Below are 19,085 nucleotides of genomic sequence, written 5' to 3' on the forward strand. Positions count from 1 at the left end.
CTACTACGCCCATCCTAATGGCATCACGCTTCGGGAGTCAGTAACGCCACAGTCTCCATGTGATGGGTGTGCGGGTAGAGGTCGAAGGCGCGCAGCCCCGCCATCCCCCAGCCGCCCTGCCGGAAAGAGCCAAGATCACGGGCGAATGACGCCGGATCGCAGGAGACGTAGGCGATGGCCCGCGGACCGGCGTCGATCAGCTGCTTGACCACCGCTTTGCCGGCCCCGGCACGTGGCGGGTCCAGGATGAGGGCGTCGAAGTTCCGGGGTTTCTGCCGCAGCACCCGCTCGACGCGGCCCTGGACGATCTCCACCTGGGCGGCGTCATGGAGGTTCTTGCGGGCATCGCGGCTGGTTCCGGGCGCTCCCTCGACGGAGAGCACGGATCCCGTCTCCCCCACGGCGTCGGCCAGCGGTGCAGTGAAGAGCCCGGCCCCGGCGTAAAGGTCCGCCACCACGGAGCCCGCCGCGAGGTAGCCGCCGTCGTGCAGGAAGCCGGTGACGGCGCCGACCAGCGTCTCCGGGGCATCCCGGTGGATTTGCCAGAAGCCGTCGCCGGTCACCCGGTACTCGTGGCCTGCCGCGGACTCCTGGACATAGGTGCGGCCGCGCAGCTGCAGCACCTCGCCGGTGGCCGGGTCCAGACTGGCCACCGAGACGTCGTCCGGCAGGTGGGCCAGGATGGCGCTGAGCCGCTTGGACCGGGTGCCCGGAGCAGGTACCAGCAGCACGAGCGGACGGGAGCCGTTCGCCGGGGCGGCGACCTCGACGCGGTCGATGCCCTGCAGGTCGATCTCCCAGAGCCGGAGCGCGTTGATGCCGTCCACGGCCAGCGGCATTTCCCGCACCGGAAGGACGGCATCGGAACGGTGGGCGTGCATGCCGAGCTTGCCGGCCGGGGTCACGGCGAAGCCGGCGCGGGTCCGCCAGCCGAGGCCTGCGGTACCGGCTCCGGCGCCGTCCCCGGAAGCCAAGCCGACGGCTTCGACCGTGATCTGCCCTTCGGGCGGAAATTCGACGCCGGCGAGCCGCTTGAGCTGTTCGGCCAGGACGTCGGCTTTGAGGCTGCGCTGGCGGGCCAGTGAAATGTGGCCGAGTTCGGCGCCGCCCACGGGCGGGTGGCGGTGCGACCAGGAACGCGCGGAATCGGCGAGGTCCCAAAAGTGCGGCACCCGGTCCGGGGAGGGCTCCAGGACCTCCACCACGTCGGCGCGCCAGAATTTGGCGGACGGGCCGTCGTCGGTGAGCCGGACCCGGACCTTTTCGCCGGGGATGCCGTGGCGGACGAACACGACGCGTCCCTCATGCCGGGCCACGCAGTGCCCGCCGTGGGCGACGGGTCCGACGTCGAGCGTCAGCTCGTTGCGGGTCTCGTTGGGGGTCTGCATCCGGGTGTCGGGGGTCATTGGATATCCTGCAGTTTCTTGGCTTCTTCGGAGGACTTGAGCTGCCACGGCACGCTGGCCACCATGACGCCGGGCTCGAAGTGCAGCCGGGTCTTGATCCGTAGCGCGGTCTGGTTGTGGACCAGTTGCTCCCACCATTTGCCGACGACGTACTCCGGGATGTAGACCACGATCAGGTCGCGCGGCGAATCCCGGCGCATGTTCTTGATGTACTCCATGATCGGCGTCACCGTTTCGCGGAACGGGCTGGCGAGCACTGTCAGCGGCACCGGGATTTCGAGTTTCTCCCAGTCCGCGACGGTCGCCTCGGTTTCTTCCGGGCTGATGTCCACGGTGATGGCGTCCAGCCGCGACGGGCGGGAGGCCCGGGCGTAGGCGAGGGCGCGCAGCACGGGTTTGCGCACGTGCGAGACGAGCAGCACGGCGTGCACACGGGTGGGCAGGGCGCGCGGCGAGGAGTCCTCGTCCACGGCGAGCTCCTTGGCCACGTTGTCATAGTGCGCCCGGATGCTCCACATGATCAGGAACAGAATGAACATGGCCAGCAGGGCGATCCAGGCGCCCTGCGAGAACTTGGTGATCAGGACGATCACCAGAACCAGTGCAGTCATGCCGAAGCCCACCGTGTTGATGGTCCGGGACTTGATGATGCGCAGCCGCACGGAAGGGTCCTTGGACAGTTTCAGTTCCCGGCCCCAGTGCCGGATCATGCCCAGCTGGCTCATGGTGAAGGAGATGAAGACGCCCACGATATAGAGCTGGATGAGTTTTGTGACATCGGCGTCGAAGGCGAGGATCAGGACAAGGGCTCCGGCAGCCAGGGCCAGGACGCCGTTGCTGAAGGCCAGCCTGTCGCCGCGGGTGCGCAGCTGCCGCGGCAGGTAGCCGTCCTGGGCCAGGATGGAGCCGAGCACTGGGAAGCCGTTGAAGGCCGTGTTGGAGGCGAACACCAAGATGACGCCGGTGGCGGCCACCACGATGTAGAACGGAATGGAACCCGCCCCGAAGACGGTCTGCGCAATCTGGCTGATGGCCGGGTTCTGGATGTACCCCTCCGCCAGCGGCTTGCCGTTCAGGAGGAATTCCGTGGCCGGATCCTGCACGATGTGCACCTTGGTGGCGTTGGCCAGGTAGATGATGCCGGCGAGCATTGCGGAGGCAATCACACCGAGCAGCAGAAGCGTGGTGGCCGCGTTCTTGCTCTTGGGCTTCTTGAAGTTGGGCACACCGTTGCTGATGGCCTCGACGCCGGTCAGGGCCGCAGCACCGGAGGAGAAGGCGCGCAGCAGCAGGAAGGCGCCGGCCAGCCCGACGAGACCCTGATCGAATTCCGGTTGCGGCACGATCGTGAAGGCGGCCGACGGCGCCTGGCCCAGCTGGCCGGTCACGGCCTGGAAGACGCCCACCGCGGTCATGCCAAGGATCGAGGCCATGAAGATATAGGTAGGCACGGCAAAGACGCTGCCGGCTTCCCGGATGCCGCGCAGGTTAACGAGGGCCAGGATCACGACGCCGATCGTGGCAATCAAGGCCTGCTGGCCGTGCAGCGATGGCACGGCCGTGGTCAGGTAGGTCGCGGCCGAGGACATGGACACAGCCACGGTCAGCACGTAGTCAACCAGCAGCGCCGCGGCCACGGTGAGGCCCGCGTACTTGCCGAGGTTCACGTTGGCGATCTCATAGTCGCCGCCGCCGGAGGGGTACGCGTGGACGTTTTGGCGGTAGGAGGCCACAACGGTCAGGAGCACCACCATGACGGCGAGGCCCACCCACGGCGCGATCGTCACCGCGCTCACGCCGGCCAAGGCCAGGGTGAGGAGGATTTCGTCCGGCGCGTAGGCCACGGAAGACAGTGCATCCGAAGCGAAAATGGGCAGCGCGATGCGCTTCGGCAAGAGCGTGTGGGCCAGACGGTCGTTCCGGAAGGGTTTGCCTACCAGCACCCGCTTCACGGCATTGAAAATTGTCAGCACCACACAAAGCTAGTCTGATTCGGACCCGATGTCATGACGGCGAAGATTGCGTGCGCAATGATCCGCCCGGCCGCCCGCGGCCTTGGCCTTCCGGCCGCCCGTGGCCGGTAGAGTTTTACGCAGTATCAGACGCAGAACCTAGAGGAGGCCCATGTGGCGCACTTCGTGATCATGGGTTGTGGCCGTGTCGGGGCAACCCTGGCACACACGCTCGAGGACGCCGGCCATTCGGTGGCCATCATCGACCAGGATGACCGCGCCTTCCGGCGGCTCCGCACGGGATTTTCCGGACGAAAGGTCACGGGGGTCGGGTTCGACCGGGAGACCCTGAAGCGTGCGGGCGTCGAGGAAGCCTACGCCTTCGCGGCGGTCTCCAGCGGCGACAACTCCAACATCCTCGCAACCCGGGTGGCGCGGGAGACCTTCCACGTCCCCCATGTGGTGGCCAGGATCTATGATCCGGGCCGCGCCGAAATCTACCAGCGCCTCGGCATCCCCACGGTCGCCGCGGTCCGCTGGAGCGCCGACCAGGTGCTGCGCCGAATCCTGCCCGAACAGCACATCGCAGGCGACTTCCGGGAGCCCTCCGGCCGCCTGGTCCTCGCCGAGGTGGACCTGAACCCCGGCTGGATCGGCCACCCGATTTCGTCGATTGAGAAGGCGGCCGGCATCCGGATCGCCTATCTGACCCGGTTCGGCGAGGGCGTGCTGCCCGCTGCCGGCACGTCCTACCAGGACGGCGACACGATCCACGCCATGCTGAACGTGGACCGGAGCTCCGAAATCGGCCATATTCTCGCCAAATCCCCCGCCAAGGAGTCCTAAGTGAAAGTCGTCATCGTCGGTGCCGGAAGCGTCGGTTCCTCGATCGCCCGCGAACTGCTGGCCCATAAGCATGAAATCCTGCTCATCGACGAAAAGCCGGAGGTCATTGGCCGGAGCGGCCTGCGCGGCGCTCACTGGCTTGTCGGTGACGCGTGCGAGCTGAGCACCCTGCAGGACGCCAAACTCGAGGGCGCCGACGTCGTCGTCTCCGCCACCGGTGACGACAAGGTCAACCTCGTGGTGTCCCTCCTGGCCAAGACCGAATTTGGCGTCGGACGCACCGTCGGGCGCGTCAACAACCCCAAGAACGACTGGATGTTCGACGACTCCTGGGGCGTCGACGTCGCAGTTAACACCCCGCAGCTCATGACTGCGCTGGTGGAGGAAGCTGTGGAGATCGGTGACCTCGTCCGGCTCCTGACGCTGCAGACCGGGGTGTCCTCGCTGGTGGAGTTCACGGTCCCGCACGATTCCCATGTGATCGGCCTGACCGTGGGCGATGTCCAGTGGCCCGAAGACTCCGCCCTGGTCGCGATCCTGCGGGACCAAGCGCCCATCACCCCCAGCCGTGACGACGTCATTGACGGCGGCGACGAACTGTTCTTCGTCACCACGATCGCGGCCGAGGACGATCTCCGCTCCCTGCTGGCCCCGGAATCCCCGCTCGATGATCAGCATCCGGTGACCTCGGACCAGCACGGCCACGCCACCCAGCCGGGCACGGATGACGGATTCGACGGCTGACCCCTTCGTTCCCGCGTTAACCGCGGGTCAGCTCGGGCCGAACGGGTCAGCTGGGGTCGCCGGCCGCGGCCGGCACCCGGGCCGGCCGGGTCAGCAGCCAGGCAATCCATACGCCGAGGATGTAGAGCGGGGCGCCCATGAGAAGCCGCGTAGTGGCCAGTGCGGCAAAGCCCTGGTCGCCCATGAAGTAGAGTGGCACCTGCACCACGAGCCGCAGGACCAGCACGGCGACGATCACCCAGGTGCCGATCGCGTAGGCCTTGACCCGCTTCGGGTCCTTGCGCCATTCCAGGCCCTCGTTGCGGATAAAGCCGAAGAGCAACCCCGCAATCGGCCAGCGCACGGCGACGGAGATGGCCATGGCCAGGATGTAGCCGAGGTTGGTAAAGAACCCCAGGACGTAGAAGTTCTCTGCCTTGCCGGTCGAGGTGGCCAGCCAGGCGGACAGTCCGACGCCGATGAACCCGGCCAGCGCCTGGGTCAGCGGCTTGCGCTGGACCAGCCGGGCCACGGTGAAGGCGGCGGCCACGGCCAGGGAAGCGATGACGGCCAGCGTCAGGTTTTCCCGGTCGATGGTGAAGGCAATGAGGAAGACGAGGCCCGGCAGGATGCTTTCCGCGATGCCCTGGAGGCCGCCTGCGCTCTTGAGCACGTCAATGTTGCCGTTGCTTGTCCGGTGCAGACCGGCCTTTGCCGCATAGTCCTCCGCAAGCTGGGCAACCGTTGGCTGCGTGTCGCTATTCTGCGTGGCCTGGGGCTGCGTGCCTTGGGGCTGCTTCAGTGCGGGCGGAGGGGTGACGGAGGGCGAAGTAACCGGCCGGGTGACGTCGCGGCCGGCGCCGGAGGGCTCCCCCGGCGCCGGCTGCCCGGTGTCCTGGCGGCCGGTGTCCTGGGGGGCGGTGCTTTCGTTTGCTCCACCAGGCGTTGCCCGCTCGGGGTGTTCGGGCAGGGTCATTGCTCCTCCTGGCGGGAGAGTATTTCGTAGCGGGGATTGAAGATGGTGGGCAGCCCGTCGCGGATGGTGACCATGCCCTCGAGCCGGAGTTCCGTCCCGGCGTCGACACCGGGGATCCGGCGCCGCCCAAGCCACACGACGCGCAGCCGTTCCTTGGGGCCAGCGGGCCGCTGGCGCTGCGCGCCGGGGCGCACGCGCTCGTTCGACACCGGGGCGGCGGGCAGGCTACTGGCGGCAGCCGGGGCCCCCTTGGCGCCGGCGGCAAGGAACCGGGAGGGGGGAGCAGGCACGTCGTGGTCGATCACAATGGCAACGAAGGCTGCCACCTGGCTGGCCGGCATGTACGTGACGGACTCGATGAAGCCATGGCACAGCACCCGGCCGCGGTCCGGCAGATCCCGGACTGACGAGGCGGCGGTTGCTTTCCTGCCGGGGGCATCAGCCAATCTGGGTTATCTCCGGTCCGCGTTCGGGCTGTTCGAGGTCGGGGGCGGCCTGCGGGGACGGGGCGGCCGCGGTGTCCTTGGGAAGCCGGAGCTGCAGCAAATCACGCGGCGGCATGGGGTTCTCGCCGCGGACCACCACGATCTGCCGGAAGAGCCCTTCCAGCGGGGCGGCGGCATCGCGGTCGAGCGCTGCCTCGCCGCCAAAGACGCCGCGGAGGAACCAGCGCGGGCCGTCCACGCCGATGAAGCGCGCCACACGGTATCCCTGGCTGCCGTCCGCGCCGCCGGCGGGAAGCTTCGCTACGAGTTCGGTGCCGAAGCCGCCCTCGATTTCCTCAACCTGGCCGCCCTGGCTGCCGACCGACTGGCCGATCTGCTCCCGGATTTCGTCCCACAGGCCCTCTGACCGGGGTGCCGCGAACGCCTGGAGCTGCAGGCTCGAGCCCTCCAGGTCCATCGTGACGGCGACGACGCGCTGGCTCGCCTCTTCGACTTCCAGGCGGAGCTGGAGTCCCTCGCGAGGGGCGATCAGGAGCGCACCCAAGTCCACGTAACCGTCCTGGCCTTCAATTTCCGAGACGTCGTAGGGGCCCGTCGCGGCCCGGCCGGGGGTCTTGGCTGCGTTTCCTGCCGACGTCATGTCGTCAGCAACAGCTTCCGGGCCCACAGCTTCCTGGTCCGTATCCGGCCCGGTCAGCTGTTCCTGTTTGGCTTTCCTGCCGCGCCCAAAAACCATGGCGTTGTCTCCTTCAGTTGTGATCCTGTGCCGCCGCCCGGCGCCCTCCGGGCGCCTGCCCGCATGGCGGCCGGCCGCCCGGGGGTCGCCTGCTCAATTTTCCCTGCATCGCTTATCTTGCCGCAGTGCTTGTGCGGCACTGCAAAAATTCCGGTTTGACTCTCATGGCCACGCCTGGACCGGTATTCAGGCGGGGTGCTTAGGCCGGTCCGCCGAATCCGCCGGTGGAGCCGAAGCCGCCCCCGCCGCGAATCGAGCCGCCGAGCTCCTCGACGGGGAGGAACCGTGCATACTCGACGCGCTGAATAACCATCTGTGCAATTCTATCGCCGCGTCGCAGCTCGATCGCCGTGTCCCGGTCCGTATTGAGCAGTGTCACCGCGATTTCTCCGCGGTAACCGGCGTCCACCGTGCCCGGAGCGTTCACAACCGTCAGTCCGTGTTTGGTGGCGAGACCGGACCGGGGGTGGATCAGCGCAACGAAGCCGTCCGGCAGCGCAATCGATACTCCGGTCGGTACGAGGCGTCGCTCCCCCGGCGCGAGGACAACGTCCTCGCGGGCGCGAAGGTCGGCGCCGGCGTCCCCCGGGTGTGCGTACGACGGCGGCTCGAGCCCGTCGTCGAGCATCTTCAGCTGAACCGTCAAGGTGGGTGTTCCGTACTCTGCCGCGCCGGCCGCGGACGCGTCGCTGGCGACGGCGGTGTTTTCTTCAGTCACAGTCCCTCACTCTAATGCCCGCACGGAACATCGTCCTAAGCCGCAGCCAACCGGCCGGGGCGCGCCGCCCGCCGGGCGTCCGCGAGGCCGGGGCGGCGCCGAAGCCAAGGTGAAATACCCAGCGAAAGGTGAAAAGCTGGGCGTATGCCCGAATCCAGCGCAGCTGCCCCTGCCCCCAAGAGCGCCCCGAGCGACTCCACTGTTGTCTACACCGAGAAGCTCTGGCCGAACTTTTGGATCTGGCTGGTGTCCGCGGGGCTCTCCAGCGCCGGAATCCTCATGCTGGCACCCATCAGCATCTGGGCCGGCATTACCGCGGCGATTGTCCTCTTCATCATCATCTCCGTGCTGCTGGTGGTGTCCACGCCGTCAATCACCGTCACCACCACAACCCTGAGCGTGGGCAGGGCCACGATCGAGCGCGGCTACCTGGGCAAGGCGACGGCGTTCCGGGGCAAGGAAGCCACAGCCGAACGCGGCACCCGGCTCAACGGGCTGGCGTTCCTGTGTATCCGCGGCTGGGTGGACCCGGTGGTCCGGATCGAGATCGAGGACCCCTCGGACCGCACCCCGTATTGGCTCGCCTCAACCCGCCACCCGGAACAGTTGATCGCCGCCCTCACGTCCTGACTGCACTGAACCTGACTGCACTGATCTCACTGCGGCTCCCTACGGCGGCTGCCGGAAGCCGGGAACCCGCGGCCGGGCCTACCCCTCGCAGTCCTTGCAGTATTTGAGCCCGTCCTTTTCGCGGGCAATCTGCGAACGGTGGCGGACCAGGAAGCAGGAGGCACAGGTGAATTCGTCTGCCTGGGCGGGCAGGACCCGGACCAGCAGTTCCTCCCCGGACAGATCAGCGCCGGGAAGTTCATAGCCTTCGGCAAGGTCGGACTCATCTTCATCCACCACGGCGGAAGGCTTCTCCGTACGCCGCGCCTTCAGCGCCTCGATCGAATCCTCGCTGAGGTCTTCTTCGGTCTTGCGCGGCGCATCGTAATCAGTCGCCATTACTTGTAGCTCACACTCCGCATTCGTTCGGTTGGTTCGCCGTTCCAGTGGCCCTGCCGGGATGGTAACCCCGGGCTCCGGGAGCGGTTCACCGATGTCAACGCCGGACATGCGGTTTTTGTGCCCGGTGTCGGTCATTTTTGCTTAAGCGCCTGCCGATTGCCAGAGCCAGCCGGTCCGTTCCGCCCTGGATCGTCGGCAGGCGGGCCGGAATCGGCGGAAAGTCGCGGAAAATCACGGCGCGCCTGCCGTCCTAACCGGAAATGTGTCCCGCTGGTGGCAGAGTTTCGATTGTTAGTAATGCCAGGGTGGAGGATTTGTATGCAGGATCTACGGCTTGTAGGCGTCCACGACGACGGAGAGCATCTCCTGTTGAGTGGCACCGGCGGCGAGATGTTCCAGCTGCCGATCGATGAAGCACTTCGGGCTGCAGCCAGCCGGACGGCGGCCAAGGCCGCCTCCAGCGCTGCCGGACCGCCCGTTGCCATGTCTCCGCGCGATATCCAGACCAGGATCCGCAACGGGGCCACCGCCGCCGAAGTGGCGGAACTGTCCGGCATTCCCCTGGAAAGGGTCCAGCGTTATGAAGGACCTGTCCTCGCCGAACGCGAGTACATCGCCCAGCAGGCCCGCAAGGTCGAAGTTGCCTCGCCGGTCTCCGGTCACGACATGTACCGGTCAGTGTTCGGTGATAACCCGGCTTCCCTCAGCGACATGGTGGAGCACCGGCTGAGGGCTTACGGCGTCGAGCCCTCAACCCTGGAGTGGGATTCCTGGCGGCGCCCCGATGGCAGTTGGAACGTCGTGGCCCGCTTTGAGCCCGCGCCCGGCGGCCCGGCCGGGATCGGCGAAGAACCGCCCGCCATGTGGACCTTCCATCCCGCCCGGAAATCGTTGCAAAACGCGAACCGCTGGGCCCAGCAACTGAGCGAGCTCGAACCGCTCGAAGGCCCCGTGCCGACGCGCCGGCTGACCGCCGTCTCCGACCGGCCCTTCGACTTTGAAACCGATGCCGAGGCCGCGGCCCGCACGGCGACCGGCCAGCACAGCATCATCCACCAGATGCTGCTGCAACAGGACCGGATCCACCAGGAGCAGGACGCCGACGGGCTGCTGGACATGCTGCGGTCGCGCCGGGGTCACCGGATCGGCGTGGATGAGGATGCGGACGACGCTCTTGCCATGCTCCTGACCACCGGAGTCCCCGCGGCCCACCCCCGGCCAGCCGAAGTGCCCGGCGCACCTGAGCTGCCCGAGGCGGCGGAAGAGGAGTCCTCGCCTGCCACCACTGACCCCGACGACGTCGACTCCCACGACTCTGGCGAGGTGGACACCAGCACCGTCGAACCCGGGCCGTCCGCTGTCCCGGCGGCGGAGTCCGCCCCGGCGGAAACCGACGCCTTCACGCGGCGGCGCGACGGCAGGCCGTCCATGCTGTCCCGGCTGAGCCTGGCCCCGCGCCTGCCGGAGGAAGATGACGCCCTGAAACTGCACGACGGCGTCAGCACCGAAACGCGGGAAATCACCATCGCGGCCTCGCAACTGCGCCCCGCGGGCAAGGGACCGACCGCCAGCCCGGGCCTGGACGAACTGATCGGCGGCGGAACTTCCCGCCGGCAGCACCGTGAGTCGCAGGGCTCAACCCGGAACGACGCCACCTCCGAGCAGCCCGAGCGCCAGCCGGCGAAGCCCAAGAGGTCCAGCGTGCCCAGCTGGGACGAAATCGTGTTCGGCACCCGCAACGACCAGTAAGAGTTAAGGCCCGGGGCTTCAGCCGCGGAAGGCTTTCTTGCCGTCCGCCTTGAAGCACAGCAGCGGGACTTCCCTCTCGGCTTTCGTCAGGGACCCGTGCTGGCCCACAACGTCCAAGGCTGTGGGCCGGACCCGGCGCGTGTCGTAGAGGGCCAGCGAGTCCCGGGCGGCGATCATGACGTCGCCGATCCGCAAGGCGACCTCGGCCCGCACGTCCCCGAACAGCCCGCCCGCGATCGCTTCCTCACGGGTGAAGGCCCAGATCCTGTCCCCGAAACGGGACCGCCAGTTGGCCAGCAGAAGCGAGCGGGCGGCGGCGTCCGTCCCGTCCTCAAGGTAGAGGTGAACCATGCGTGGCTCCCCCGCCGTGTGCCGGACGCCGGCGAGCAGCCGGGGCTCCGCGGAGTAGTCGATCCGCTGCGACTCGGGAACATCGACCATGCCGTGGTCCGCGGTCAGCAGCACGGTGGTGCCGGGCGGCAAAGTGGCGTTGAGCCTCCGCACGGTGGCGTCGAGTTCTTCGAGCTGGTGCTCCCACTGGGGCGACTGGCAACCGTGACGGTGGCCGGCCTTGTCGAGCTCGTTGACGTAGAAGTACATCAGCGACGGCCCGGCACCGGCCATGGCCTCCGCGGCCGCGCCGGTCCGGGCGTGTGAGGTGGTTCCGGTGATGAAACGGCCGCCCCGCAGCGCGGCCTGGGTCATGGCCGAGGTGCTGAACTGCGGGAGGCTGACCGTGGTCACGTCCACGTGGCTGGCGGCCCGTTCAAAGACGGTGGGGAACGGCTGCCATGTCTGCGGGTCCACGCCGGCGTCCCAGTTGCCCAGCATGTTCACGACCCGGTCCTGGTCCGGGTCCAGGACGTCATAGCCCACCATGCCGTGCTGACCCGCGGCCAGGCCGGTGCCAAAGCTCGCCAGGGAGGCGGCGGTGGTGGACGGGAACGCCGAGTCCAGTGACACGGGCACCGGGCCCTGGCCCGACTGAAGGACAGAACGCAGGAAAGGGGTATGGGCCGTCTTCTGCTTGAGCAGGTTGCGTCCGAGCCCGTCGGCCAGCACCACACAAATCCGCTGGGCGGCCGGGAGGTTCAGCTTGTTCTCGAACCCGGGGACACCGACGCTGGCCGCGGCGCTGGTCAGCACCTCGGCTATGGAGCGGTGCCCGAACGCCGGGGCGGGCGGCAGCGGGGACGTGCCGGGGGCGGCCGGCGCGGGAGCGGGCAGGGCCGCCCCGGTCCCTGCCGCGGCAGAGCCCAGCACTAGGTCCGGGAGCTCGTGTGGGGCCGGGTCTGTCTCACGGACGCGGGCCATGTCAGCGCTGATGGCCGCGGCTGAGGCGGTTTCCGAAGACGCCCATCCGCGGCCGGGGCGGCAGGCCGGGCCCGGTGTGCGGGAGCGGGGCCACGGAGCCGGTGTTCACGGCACGGAGGGCACGGGCGAACAGTTTGGCGTCCTGGACGGCCTGCAGGCCGTCCGCTTCGGCGCTGATCCGCAGGACAATGTCTTCCTGTGCGATGGTGCCGCTGTAGCCGTGATCGGCCTCGCACTGCGGGTCACCGCAGCTGGCGGGGCCCATGTCGAGGCGCTGGCCGCCCGACCACGCGATGGACAGCGTCAGCTCACGGACCGGGTCGGAGGGCTTATAGTCCTGCGGCTGGGCATAGACGTAGCTCAGCACCACGGAGCGGATCTGTGTCACGGGGACGGACTCGGTGGAAACCTGGGCGACGGTCTGCTCGCCGGCCTCGTCGAGCTGCTGGTCGTCGACATGGGTGATGACCAGCATGTCCTCTGTCAAGACCAGGACCGTGATGTGGCGGCGGACCTCGGCCCGGTCGAAGTGTGTTTCGAGATGGACCAGATGGGCCACGCAGTCGCGGCCGTCCAGGGCATCGGCGACGACGTCGGCCACGAGCCGGGGATAGAACCCGGCCTGCTGGAGAGACCCTTCCAGGCTCTGGCCGTGCGCACTGTGGTCGTGGAGTCCGTGGTGGTGCGCGCTCTGGCGCCCGGGGGCAGTCGCCAGGGGCTTGGGTGTAGAAGGCTGGGAGCTCATGGTCTCCATTTTCACAGATCGGCAGGGGACTTGCTAACTCTCCGGCCGGAAAGCCAACGGCGGGGACACGGCCGCGGAGCCGGTCCACGACGGCCCTAACTGCGCATCGCCCGGCGCGCACTGTCCGTCCGCTGGGCGGCGTTGGCGATCCTGACGTCGGCGGCCAGGATGGAGGCGCCGTCCGGGCCGGCGAGGACGGGGTTGAAGCGCACCAGCGCGATTTCCGGATGATTGTCCTTGAGCCTGGCAAGCCGGGCGGCGAGATCCTCCAGCGCCGCAACATCCACGGCCGGCAGTCCCTGGTACCCGAAGAGTTTCCTGGCGGCCCGGGGGGCCCGGATGAAGTCGTGGACGTCGGAGCCTGACAGCGGCGGCGCCCGGTGGGCCCAGTCATCGAGCAGGTTCACGGCGTCTCCGGCCAGGCCGAAGGAGACCACCGGCCCGAGCAGCGGGTCTTCGATGGCCCGGAAGGTGCAGGCCTGTCCCACCGGCACCATCGTCTGGACTTCGAGCGACGGGGAACCGTAGCGCTCCAGCGACTTGCGCATCTGCAGCACGTTGCGCCGCAGCGAATCGGCGTCCTGGATGTCCAGGCGCACGCCGCCGAGGTCCAGCCGGTGCCGCAGTGCCGGGTCCGTGGTCTTCAGCGCCACCGGCCAGCCAAGCCGCTCAGCCGCCGCCACGGCCTCCTCTGCCGTCTCGAACCCGACGGACGGGACAACCCGGATGCCGTAGTGGCCCAGCAGCCGCGCCGCCGTGTCCTGGTCCAGCCGGATGAGCTGTTCACCGCCCACGCTGTCCAGCAACTGCTCCAGGTCCGCGCGGGCAGCGTCCGGGTGGCAACCCTCCGGTTCCACGAACAGGCCCTGGTCGCGGTCCAGCCACTGGGCGTACCGCACGACGGCGGCCAGGGCCGCCACGGCCGCGCCCGGGTTGGAATAGCAGGGAACCGGCGGCGTCAGAAGCAGCCGGTCGGGTTGCTCCGGTTCCGCGCCGACCATACCCTCCACATAGATTGAGGGGTCGAGGATTCCGGTGAAGGCGGCAACCACAGGCTTGCCGGCCGCCGCGGAACATTCAGCCAGCACGCCGGCGATCTTTTCGACGGTGAGTCCGCGCGCCGGAAGCAGCGCCACGACCACCGCGTGGACCGTGTCCAGGGTCAACGTTTCCTGCAGGCTGCGCCGCAGGGCGGGCAGCGCCCGGGACATGCCGGCGTCGAGGTCGACGTCGGCAACGATCCGTTCCACGCCCAGGCCCTGGACGGCGGCACTGTCCGCAACCACCTTGCCCAGTGCGCCCGAGTTGCTGAACACGGCGATCCCGGGGCCTTTCGGCAGCGGCTGGCTCGATACGATCTGGGCGACATCCATGAGCTCTTCGATCGTCCCGACCCGGATCACGCCGGCCTGCCGCATCATGGCGTCCAGGGCTTCGGAGGGCGCCTGCGTGGTGCGGACGGCATGCCCCGGTGGCAGGTTCAGGCCCATGGCGTCAGACTTGGCCACGATCACGGGCTTCGTCCGGGCCAGCCGGCGGGCCAGCCGGGAGAACTTGCGCGGATTGCCGATCGATTCCAGGTACAGGCCCACCGCCGTGGTGTCGGCGTCGTCCTCCCAAAACTGCATCATGTCGTTGCCGGAGACGTCGGCCCGGTTGCCGGCGGAAAGGAAGGTCGAGATGCCCACCCGGCGGCGGCTGGAGGCGGCGTAGAGGGAGACGCCGATCGCGGCCGACTGGCTGAACAGCCCCAGCCCGCCGCGGCGGGCCATTGCGGGCGCCATCGAGGCGTTGAGGGACACGGCCGGGTTGGTGTTGACAATGCCCAGGGATGCCGGGCCGATCACGCGCATGCCGTTTTCCCGGGCCCGCCGGACGAGCTCGCGCTGACGGGCGAGGCCGCGTTCGCCGTCGTCCGCGTACCCGGCGGTGGCCACCACGATCCCCTTCACCCCGGCGGCGGCGCACTCCTGGACCACTTTGGGAACCTCGTCGTACGGGACCGCTATGACGGCGAGCGTGACCGGGCCGGGGACCTCGGAGAGCCGGGCGAAGGAGAGCATGCCGGCGAGCTCCAGGGCCTCCGGGTTGATCGCATAGACCGGGCCGGAGAACCCGCCTTCGATGATGTGCTCGAGCAGCTGGTATCCGATGGTCCCCCACTTGCGGCTCGCCCCGATCACGGCCACGGAAGACGGGGCGAGGAGTTCCTGGATGCTGCGGGCCTCGGCGCGGTGCTCGCGGGATTCCATCACGGCCCGGGACTTGTCCGTGGGATCAATGTTGAACTCAAGGCTGACCACGCCGTCGTCGAAGTGCCGTTTGACGTCATAGCCGGCATCGGAGAAGACCATGAGCATCTTGCGGTTTTCCGGGAGTACTTCAGCGCTGAACTTGCGGATCCCGTTTTCGCGGGCGGCGGCCGCGAGGTGTTCCAGCAGGATGGACCCGATCCCCCGGCCCTGGTGGGCGTCGGCGATGTTGAAGGCGACCTCGGCCTCCGCCGGGTCGTCCAGCCGGTCGTAACGGCCGATGCCCAGGATCTCGCCGCCGATCGTGATCACGAGGGCGACCCGGTCCTTGTAGTCCACCTCGGTGAAGCGCTTGAGCTCTTTGCTGGACAGCCGGGACTTGAAGGCGAAGAAGCGCATGTAGATGGATTTTTGCGACTGGCCCACATGGAAGGCCTGGACCGCGTCCGCATCGGAGGGATGGATGGGGCGCACGTGCGCCGTGCCGCCGTCGCGCAGGACAACATCGGCTTCCCAATATTCCGGATATACGCCGTCCGCGGGCTGATCCACCATAGGCTTAGCCTAGTCATAAAGTTACGCAGTACCCGTTCAGCACCCCTCAGAAGGACCCACCAGCCCCATGGCACGCCGCCAAACCACGCCCCCGGAACCCAGCCAAGATTTCACCGAGAACATCGTCGATATCGATGTCACGTCCGAAATGGAGGGCTCGTTCCTCGAATATGCGTACTCGGTGATCTACTCGCGGGCTCTCCCGGACGCCCGCGACGGACTGAAGCCCGTGCAGCGGCGCATCCTCTACATGATGAGCGACATGGGCCTCCGCCCGGACCGCGGCCATGTCAAGAGCGCCCGCGTGGTGGGCGAGGTCATGGGCAAGCTGCACCCCCACGGCGACGCCGCGATCTACGACGCCATGGTGCGCATGGCCCAGGACTTCTCGCTGCGGCTGCCGCTGATCGACGGGCACGGCAACTTCGGCTCGCTCGACGACGGTCCGGCCGCGCCGCGCTATACGGAGGCCCGGCTGGCGGCCGCGGCCCTGACCCTCACGGACCACCTCGACGAGGACGTCGTCGATTTTGTTCCCAACTACGACAACCAGCTGACCCAGCCGGACGTGCTGCCGGCCGCGTTCCCCAACCTGTTGGTCAACGGCGCCACGGGCATCGCCGTCGGCATGGCCACGAACATGGCCCCGCACAACCTCGTGGAAGTCATTGCCGCCGCACGGCACCTGATCGAGAGCCCGGATGCGACGCTCGAGGACATCATGAAGTTCGTCCCCGGCCCGGACCTGCCCACGGGCGGACGGATCGTGGGCCTGGACGGCATCCGCGACGCCTACGCCACAGGCCGCGGCTCCTTCAAGACCCGGGCGAAGGTGGAGATCGAGCAGCTCTCGGCGCGCCGCACCGGCCTGGTGGTCACGGAACTGCCCTACATGGTGGGCCCGGAGAAGGTGATCGAGAAGATCAAGGACGCCGTCAACGGCAAGAAACTCACCGGCATTAGCGACATCGTGGACCTCACGGACCGCAAGCACGGCCTCCGGCTGGTCATCGAGCTCAAGAACGGCTTCAATCCCACAGCCGTGCTCCAGCAGCTCTACCGCTACACCCCGATGGAAGATTCCTTCGGCATCAACAACGTCACGCTCGTGGACGGCCAGCCGCAGACCCTCGGGCTGCTCCAGCTGCTCTCGGTCTACGTGGACCACCGGATCAACGTCGTCCGGCGCCGCACAGCCTTCCGGCTGGGCAAGAAGAAGGACCGCCTGCACCTGGTCGAGGGCCTCCTGGTCGCGATCGTGGACATTGACGAGGTCATCCAGATCATCCGGTCCTCCGACGAGGCAGCCGCGGCCCGGACCCGGCTGATGTCCATCTACGACCTCTCCGAAATCCAGGCCAACTACATCCTGGAACTGCGGCTGCGGCAGCTGACCAAGTACTCCCGGATCGAACTGGAAAAGGAGCAGGAGGAACTGCGCCGCGAGATCGCCGAGCTCGAGGCCATCCTGGGCTCCCCCTCGCTGCTCCGCGCCCTGGTCTCGGACGAACTCGGCGAGATCGCGGAGAAGTACGGCACGCCGCGCCGGACCGTGCTGCTCGAATCGGAGGCCGTCTCCCCCACCGTGGCAGCATCCCTGGCCTCCGCCACCGGGGCCAAGGGCAAGGCCGCGCCGCTGGCGCTGGAGATCGCGGACGACCCCTGCTGGGCCATCCTCACCGCGTCCGGGCAGATCGCCCGCACCGCCAACCAGGACAGCCTGGCCGAGGCCGGTCCCCGGACCCGGCATGACGTGTTCTCCTCCGTGGTCAAGACCTCCGCCCGCGGCGAGATCGCGGCCGTCACCTCGCAGGGGCGCATGCTGCGCCTGCAGGTCATGGACATGCCGGTGCTGCCGCCCACGTCGGGAACGCCGAACATGGCCGGCGGCGTACCGGCCAAGGACTTCATCACGCTGCTCAAGGGCGAGTCGCTGGTGGCCTTCGCGCCGCTGGATTCAGTCCTGGCAATCGGGACCGCGCAGGGCGTGGTCAAGCGGGTGCAGCCGGACTACCCGCTGAACCGCGAGGACTGGGACGTCATTGCGCTCAAGGACAAGGACACCGTGGTGGGCGTTGCGCCCGCCGGATCCGACGACGACGACCTCGTCTTCATCACGCGCGAGGCCCAGCTGCTGCGCTTCAGCGCCTCCGCCGTCCGCCCGCAGGGCCGGACCGCGGGCGGGATGGCCGGGATCAAGCTGGCCGCCGGGGACCGGGTGCTGTTCTTCGGAACCGCGAGTCCCGCTGACCCCGACGCCGTCGTCGTGACCATCGCCGGGACCGAGGGCGCCCTGCCGGGCACCGCCCCCGGCGCCGCGAAGGTCACCGCCCTGGCCGAATACCCGCCCAAGGGCCGGGCCACGGCCGGGGTGCGGGCCCACCGCTTCCTCAAGGGCGAGGACACCCTGCTCCTCGGCTGGGCCGGCCACGGCCCGGCCAAGGCTTCCTCCCTGGCCGGCGTGGCGCGCTCGCTCCCGGGCGAGCACGGCCGCCGCGACGGCTCCGGCATCCCCTTGTCCCAGGCGATCGACGCCATTGGCCCCAGCATGGCGTGGTCGGACGCGGCGGAGGCCGGAACAGGCTCGTAGGTCCGGCAGACGCAGGACCCGGCCGGGGCGCTTCCGCGACCCGGCCGGGTCTTGCTTGGACCGAGCGGCCTGGCGCCTACGGCATGGTGTTGAGGTTCAGGATGTTGCCCTCAGTGTCCAGGAACCACGCGGCCATACTCCCGTCCGGCGTGGTGGCGATGCCGTTCTCGGTCTTCAGGCCGGGGAAATCGTATTCCTCGAAGACAACGCCCTTGGCCCGGAGCTCCTCAACAGCAGCCGGCAGGTCGTCGACCAGCCAGCCGATCTGCGTATTCTTGGCCGTGCCGGCGTTGGGCGTCTCGTAGAGGAGGAACCGGGATCCGCCGCCGCATTTGTACTGCAGATTGTCCGTGGCGTCAGGGTTTTCGGGTTCAAGCCCGAGCTTGTCGCGGTAGAAATCACGCGCACGGGCGATGTCCGCCGCCGGTAACACTGCGGCGACTTGCTGATCCTTGAGCATGGCTATCCTCTTTCCAGGCCCGCCCCCCGGAAGGAATCTTACTCCTCCCGGGGCGCCGTGTACCTGAGAACCTTTACACTGCTGGAATGCCTATCATCCCGGATACCAAAGACTGGACCTGGGTCCTGTCGCGGCCCTGCCCCGAGTGCGGGTTCGATGCCTCCGTTGCGACCCCCGCAACCGCGCCCGGCATCGTCCTCAGCATGCTCCCGCGGTGGCGGGCTGCCCTCCGCCGGCCGGACGCCGCCGACCGCCCCGATGAGGCCACGTGGTCCGTCCTCGAGTACGCCTGCCACGTCCGGGATGTCTTCACGCTCTTCGATCACCGCCTGACGCTCATGCTGACCGAGGACGACGCCCGGTTCGATGACTGGGACCAGGACAGGACGGCAATCGAACAGGACTACGCCACCGCCGACCCGGCGGAGGTGGCCGCCGGGCTCACCGCAGAGGGCGAGCAGATTGCCGCGTCCTTCGGCCGGATCCCGGAGGAGGAATGGACCCGGAGGGGAACCCGCAGCAACGGTTCGGCATTCACGGTCCTGACGTTCGCGCAGTACTTCCTGCACGACGCCGTCCATCACCTCCACGATGTGAACGGATAAG

The 19,085-nt window shown here is 68.3% G+C and carries 17 protein-coding genes; 6 read left to right on the forward strand and 11 right to left on the reverse strand.

Features of this window, described 5'->3' with window-relative positions; translation table 11 throughout:
• Positions 1–23: 23 nt before the first annotated feature.
• Together AB4Y72_RS12520 and AB4Y72_RS12525 are read right to left on the reverse strand one after the other, a co-directional pair.
• Positions 24–1,406 (reverse strand): class I SAM-dependent RNA methyltransferase, encoded by a 1,383-nt coding sequence (locus AB4Y72_RS12520; RefSeq protein ID WP_441426480.1) that lies wholly within the window; start codon positions 1,404–1,406, stop codon positions 24–26.
• Positions 1,403–3,379, reverse strand: a complete 1,977-nt coding sequence (locus AB4Y72_RS12525) for an APC family permease (protein WP_441426594.1) — start codon at positions 3,377–3,379, stop codon at positions 1,403–1,405. Before AB4Y72_RS12525 ends, AB4Y72_RS12520 begins: the two co-directional genes overlap by 4 nt.
• Positions 3,380–3,532: 153 nt before the next feature.
• Between AB4Y72_RS12525 and AB4Y72_RS12530 the strand changes: the two genes are divergently transcribed.
• Both AB4Y72_RS12530 and AB4Y72_RS12535 read left to right on the forward strand, forming a co-directional pair.
• Entirely contained in the window at positions 3,533–4,204 is a 672-nt protein-coding gene (locus tag AB4Y72_RS12530; protein WP_441426481.1) for a potassium channel family protein, read from the forward strand.
• Positions 4,205–4,948, forward strand: coding sequence for a potassium channel family protein (locus tag AB4Y72_RS12535; protein ID WP_441426482.1), 744 nt, complete (start codon positions 4,205–4,207; stop codon positions 4,946–4,948).
• 46 nt (positions 4,949–4,994) lie between these two features.
• Here the strand turns inward: AB4Y72_RS12535 and AB4Y72_RS12540 are convergent, their stop codons facing one another.
• The 4 genes from AB4Y72_RS12540 to dut all read right to left on the reverse strand — a co-directional run bounded on the left by AB4Y72_RS12540 (position 4,995) and on the right by dut (position 7,803).
• Positions 4,995–5,903 (reverse strand): DUF3159 domain-containing protein, encoded by a 909-nt coding sequence (locus AB4Y72_RS12540; RefSeq protein WP_441426483.1) that lies wholly within the window; start codon positions 5,901–5,903, stop codon positions 4,995–4,997.
• On the reverse strand, positions 5,900–6,349 hold the full coding sequence (locus AB4Y72_RS12545) for a hypothetical protein (protein WP_441426484.1): 450 nt from the start codon (positions 6,347–6,349) through the stop codon (positions 5,900–5,902). The genes AB4Y72_RS12540 and AB4Y72_RS12545 overlap by 4 nt, the downstream gene beginning before the upstream one ends.
• Entirely contained in the window at positions 6,342–7,085 is a 744-nt protein-coding gene (locus AB4Y72_RS12550) for a DUF3710 domain-containing protein (RefSeq protein WP_441426485.1), read from the reverse strand. The genes AB4Y72_RS12545 and AB4Y72_RS12550 overlap by 8 nt, the downstream gene beginning before the upstream one ends.
• A 199-nt stretch (positions 7,086–7,284) precedes the next feature.
• Positions 7,285–7,803, reverse strand: coding sequence for a dUTP diphosphatase (dut, locus tag AB4Y72_RS12555; RefSeq protein WP_441426486.1), 519 nt, complete (start codon positions 7,801–7,803; stop codon positions 7,285–7,287).
• Positions 7,804–7,947: 144 nt separating this feature from the next.
• On the opposite strand from dut, the gene AB4Y72_RS12560 reads away from it, so the two are divergent.
• On the forward strand, positions 7,948–8,433 hold the full coding sequence (locus tag AB4Y72_RS12560; RefSeq protein ID WP_441426487.1) for a DUF3093 domain-containing protein: 486 nt from the start codon (positions 7,948–7,950) through the stop codon (positions 8,431–8,433).
• A 78-nt stretch (positions 8,434–8,511) separates the two neighbouring features.
• Here AB4Y72_RS12560 and AB4Y72_RS12565 read toward each other — a convergent pair whose 3' ends face one another.
• Complete coding sequence (locus AB4Y72_RS12565; RefSeq protein WP_018772415.1) at positions 8,512–8,811, reverse strand: DUF4193 domain-containing protein; 300 nt, start codon at positions 8,809–8,811, stop codon at positions 8,512–8,514.
• 321 nt (positions 8,812–9,132) lie between these two features.
• Between AB4Y72_RS12565 and sepH the strand changes: the two genes are divergently transcribed.
• Complete coding sequence (sepH, locus tag AB4Y72_RS12570) at positions 9,133–10,563, forward strand: septation protein SepH (RefSeq protein ID WP_441426488.1); 1,431 nt, start codon at positions 9,133–9,135, stop codon at positions 10,561–10,563.
• Positions 10,564–10,581: 18 nt separating this feature from the next.
• On the opposite strand, the gene AB4Y72_RS12575 is transcribed toward sepH, so the two are convergent.
• The 3 genes from AB4Y72_RS12575 to AB4Y72_RS12585 all read right to left on the reverse strand — a co-directional run bounded on the left by AB4Y72_RS12575 (position 10,582) and on the right by AB4Y72_RS12585 (position 15,429).
• A complete protein-coding gene (locus AB4Y72_RS12575; protein WP_441426489.1) occupies positions 10,582–11,877 on the reverse strand; it encodes an alkaline phosphatase family protein in 1,296 nt (431 codons plus the stop codon).
• 1 nt (position 11,878) lies between these two features.
• A complete protein-coding gene (locus tag AB4Y72_RS12580) occupies positions 11,879–12,622 on the reverse strand; it encodes a DUF5998 family protein (protein ID WP_441426490.1) in 744 nt (247 codons plus the stop codon).
• Between the two features lie 95 nt (positions 12,623–12,717).
• Positions 12,718–15,429: a bifunctional acetate--CoA ligase family protein/GNAT family N-acetyltransferase gene (locus AB4Y72_RS12585; protein ID WP_441426491.1), complete on the reverse strand. Its 2,712-nt coding sequence runs from the start codon at positions 15,427–15,429 to the stop codon at positions 12,718–12,720.
• A gap of 67 nt (positions 15,430–15,496) precedes the next feature.
• Between AB4Y72_RS12585 and AB4Y72_RS12590 the strand changes: the two genes are divergently transcribed.
• The gene (locus AB4Y72_RS12590) at positions 15,497–18,019 is read left to right on the forward strand and encodes a DNA gyrase/topoisomerase IV subunit A (RefSeq protein WP_441426492.1); all 2,523 of its coding nucleotides are present in this window, start codon (positions 15,497–15,499) and stop codon (positions 18,017–18,019) included.
• A gap of 76 nt (positions 18,020–18,095) precedes the next feature.
• Here AB4Y72_RS12590 and AB4Y72_RS12595 read toward each other — a convergent pair whose 3' ends face one another.
• Positions 18,096–18,479 (reverse strand): VOC family protein, encoded by a 384-nt coding sequence (locus AB4Y72_RS12595; RefSeq protein WP_441426493.1) that lies wholly within the window; start codon positions 18,477–18,479, stop codon positions 18,096–18,098.
• A gap of 86 nt (positions 18,480–18,565) precedes the next feature.
• Between AB4Y72_RS12595 and AB4Y72_RS12600 the strand changes: the two genes are divergently transcribed.
• Complete coding sequence (locus tag AB4Y72_RS12600) at positions 18,566–19,084, forward strand: DinB family protein (RefSeq protein ID WP_441426494.1); 519 nt, start codon at positions 18,566–18,568, stop codon at positions 19,082–19,084.
• Position 19,085: the final 1 nt, after the last annotated feature.

The organism is Arthrobacter sp. YAF34, from assembly GCF_052113245.1.
Classification (GTDB): domain Bacteria; phylum Actinomycetota; class Actinomycetes; order Actinomycetales; family Micrococcaceae; genus Arthrobacter.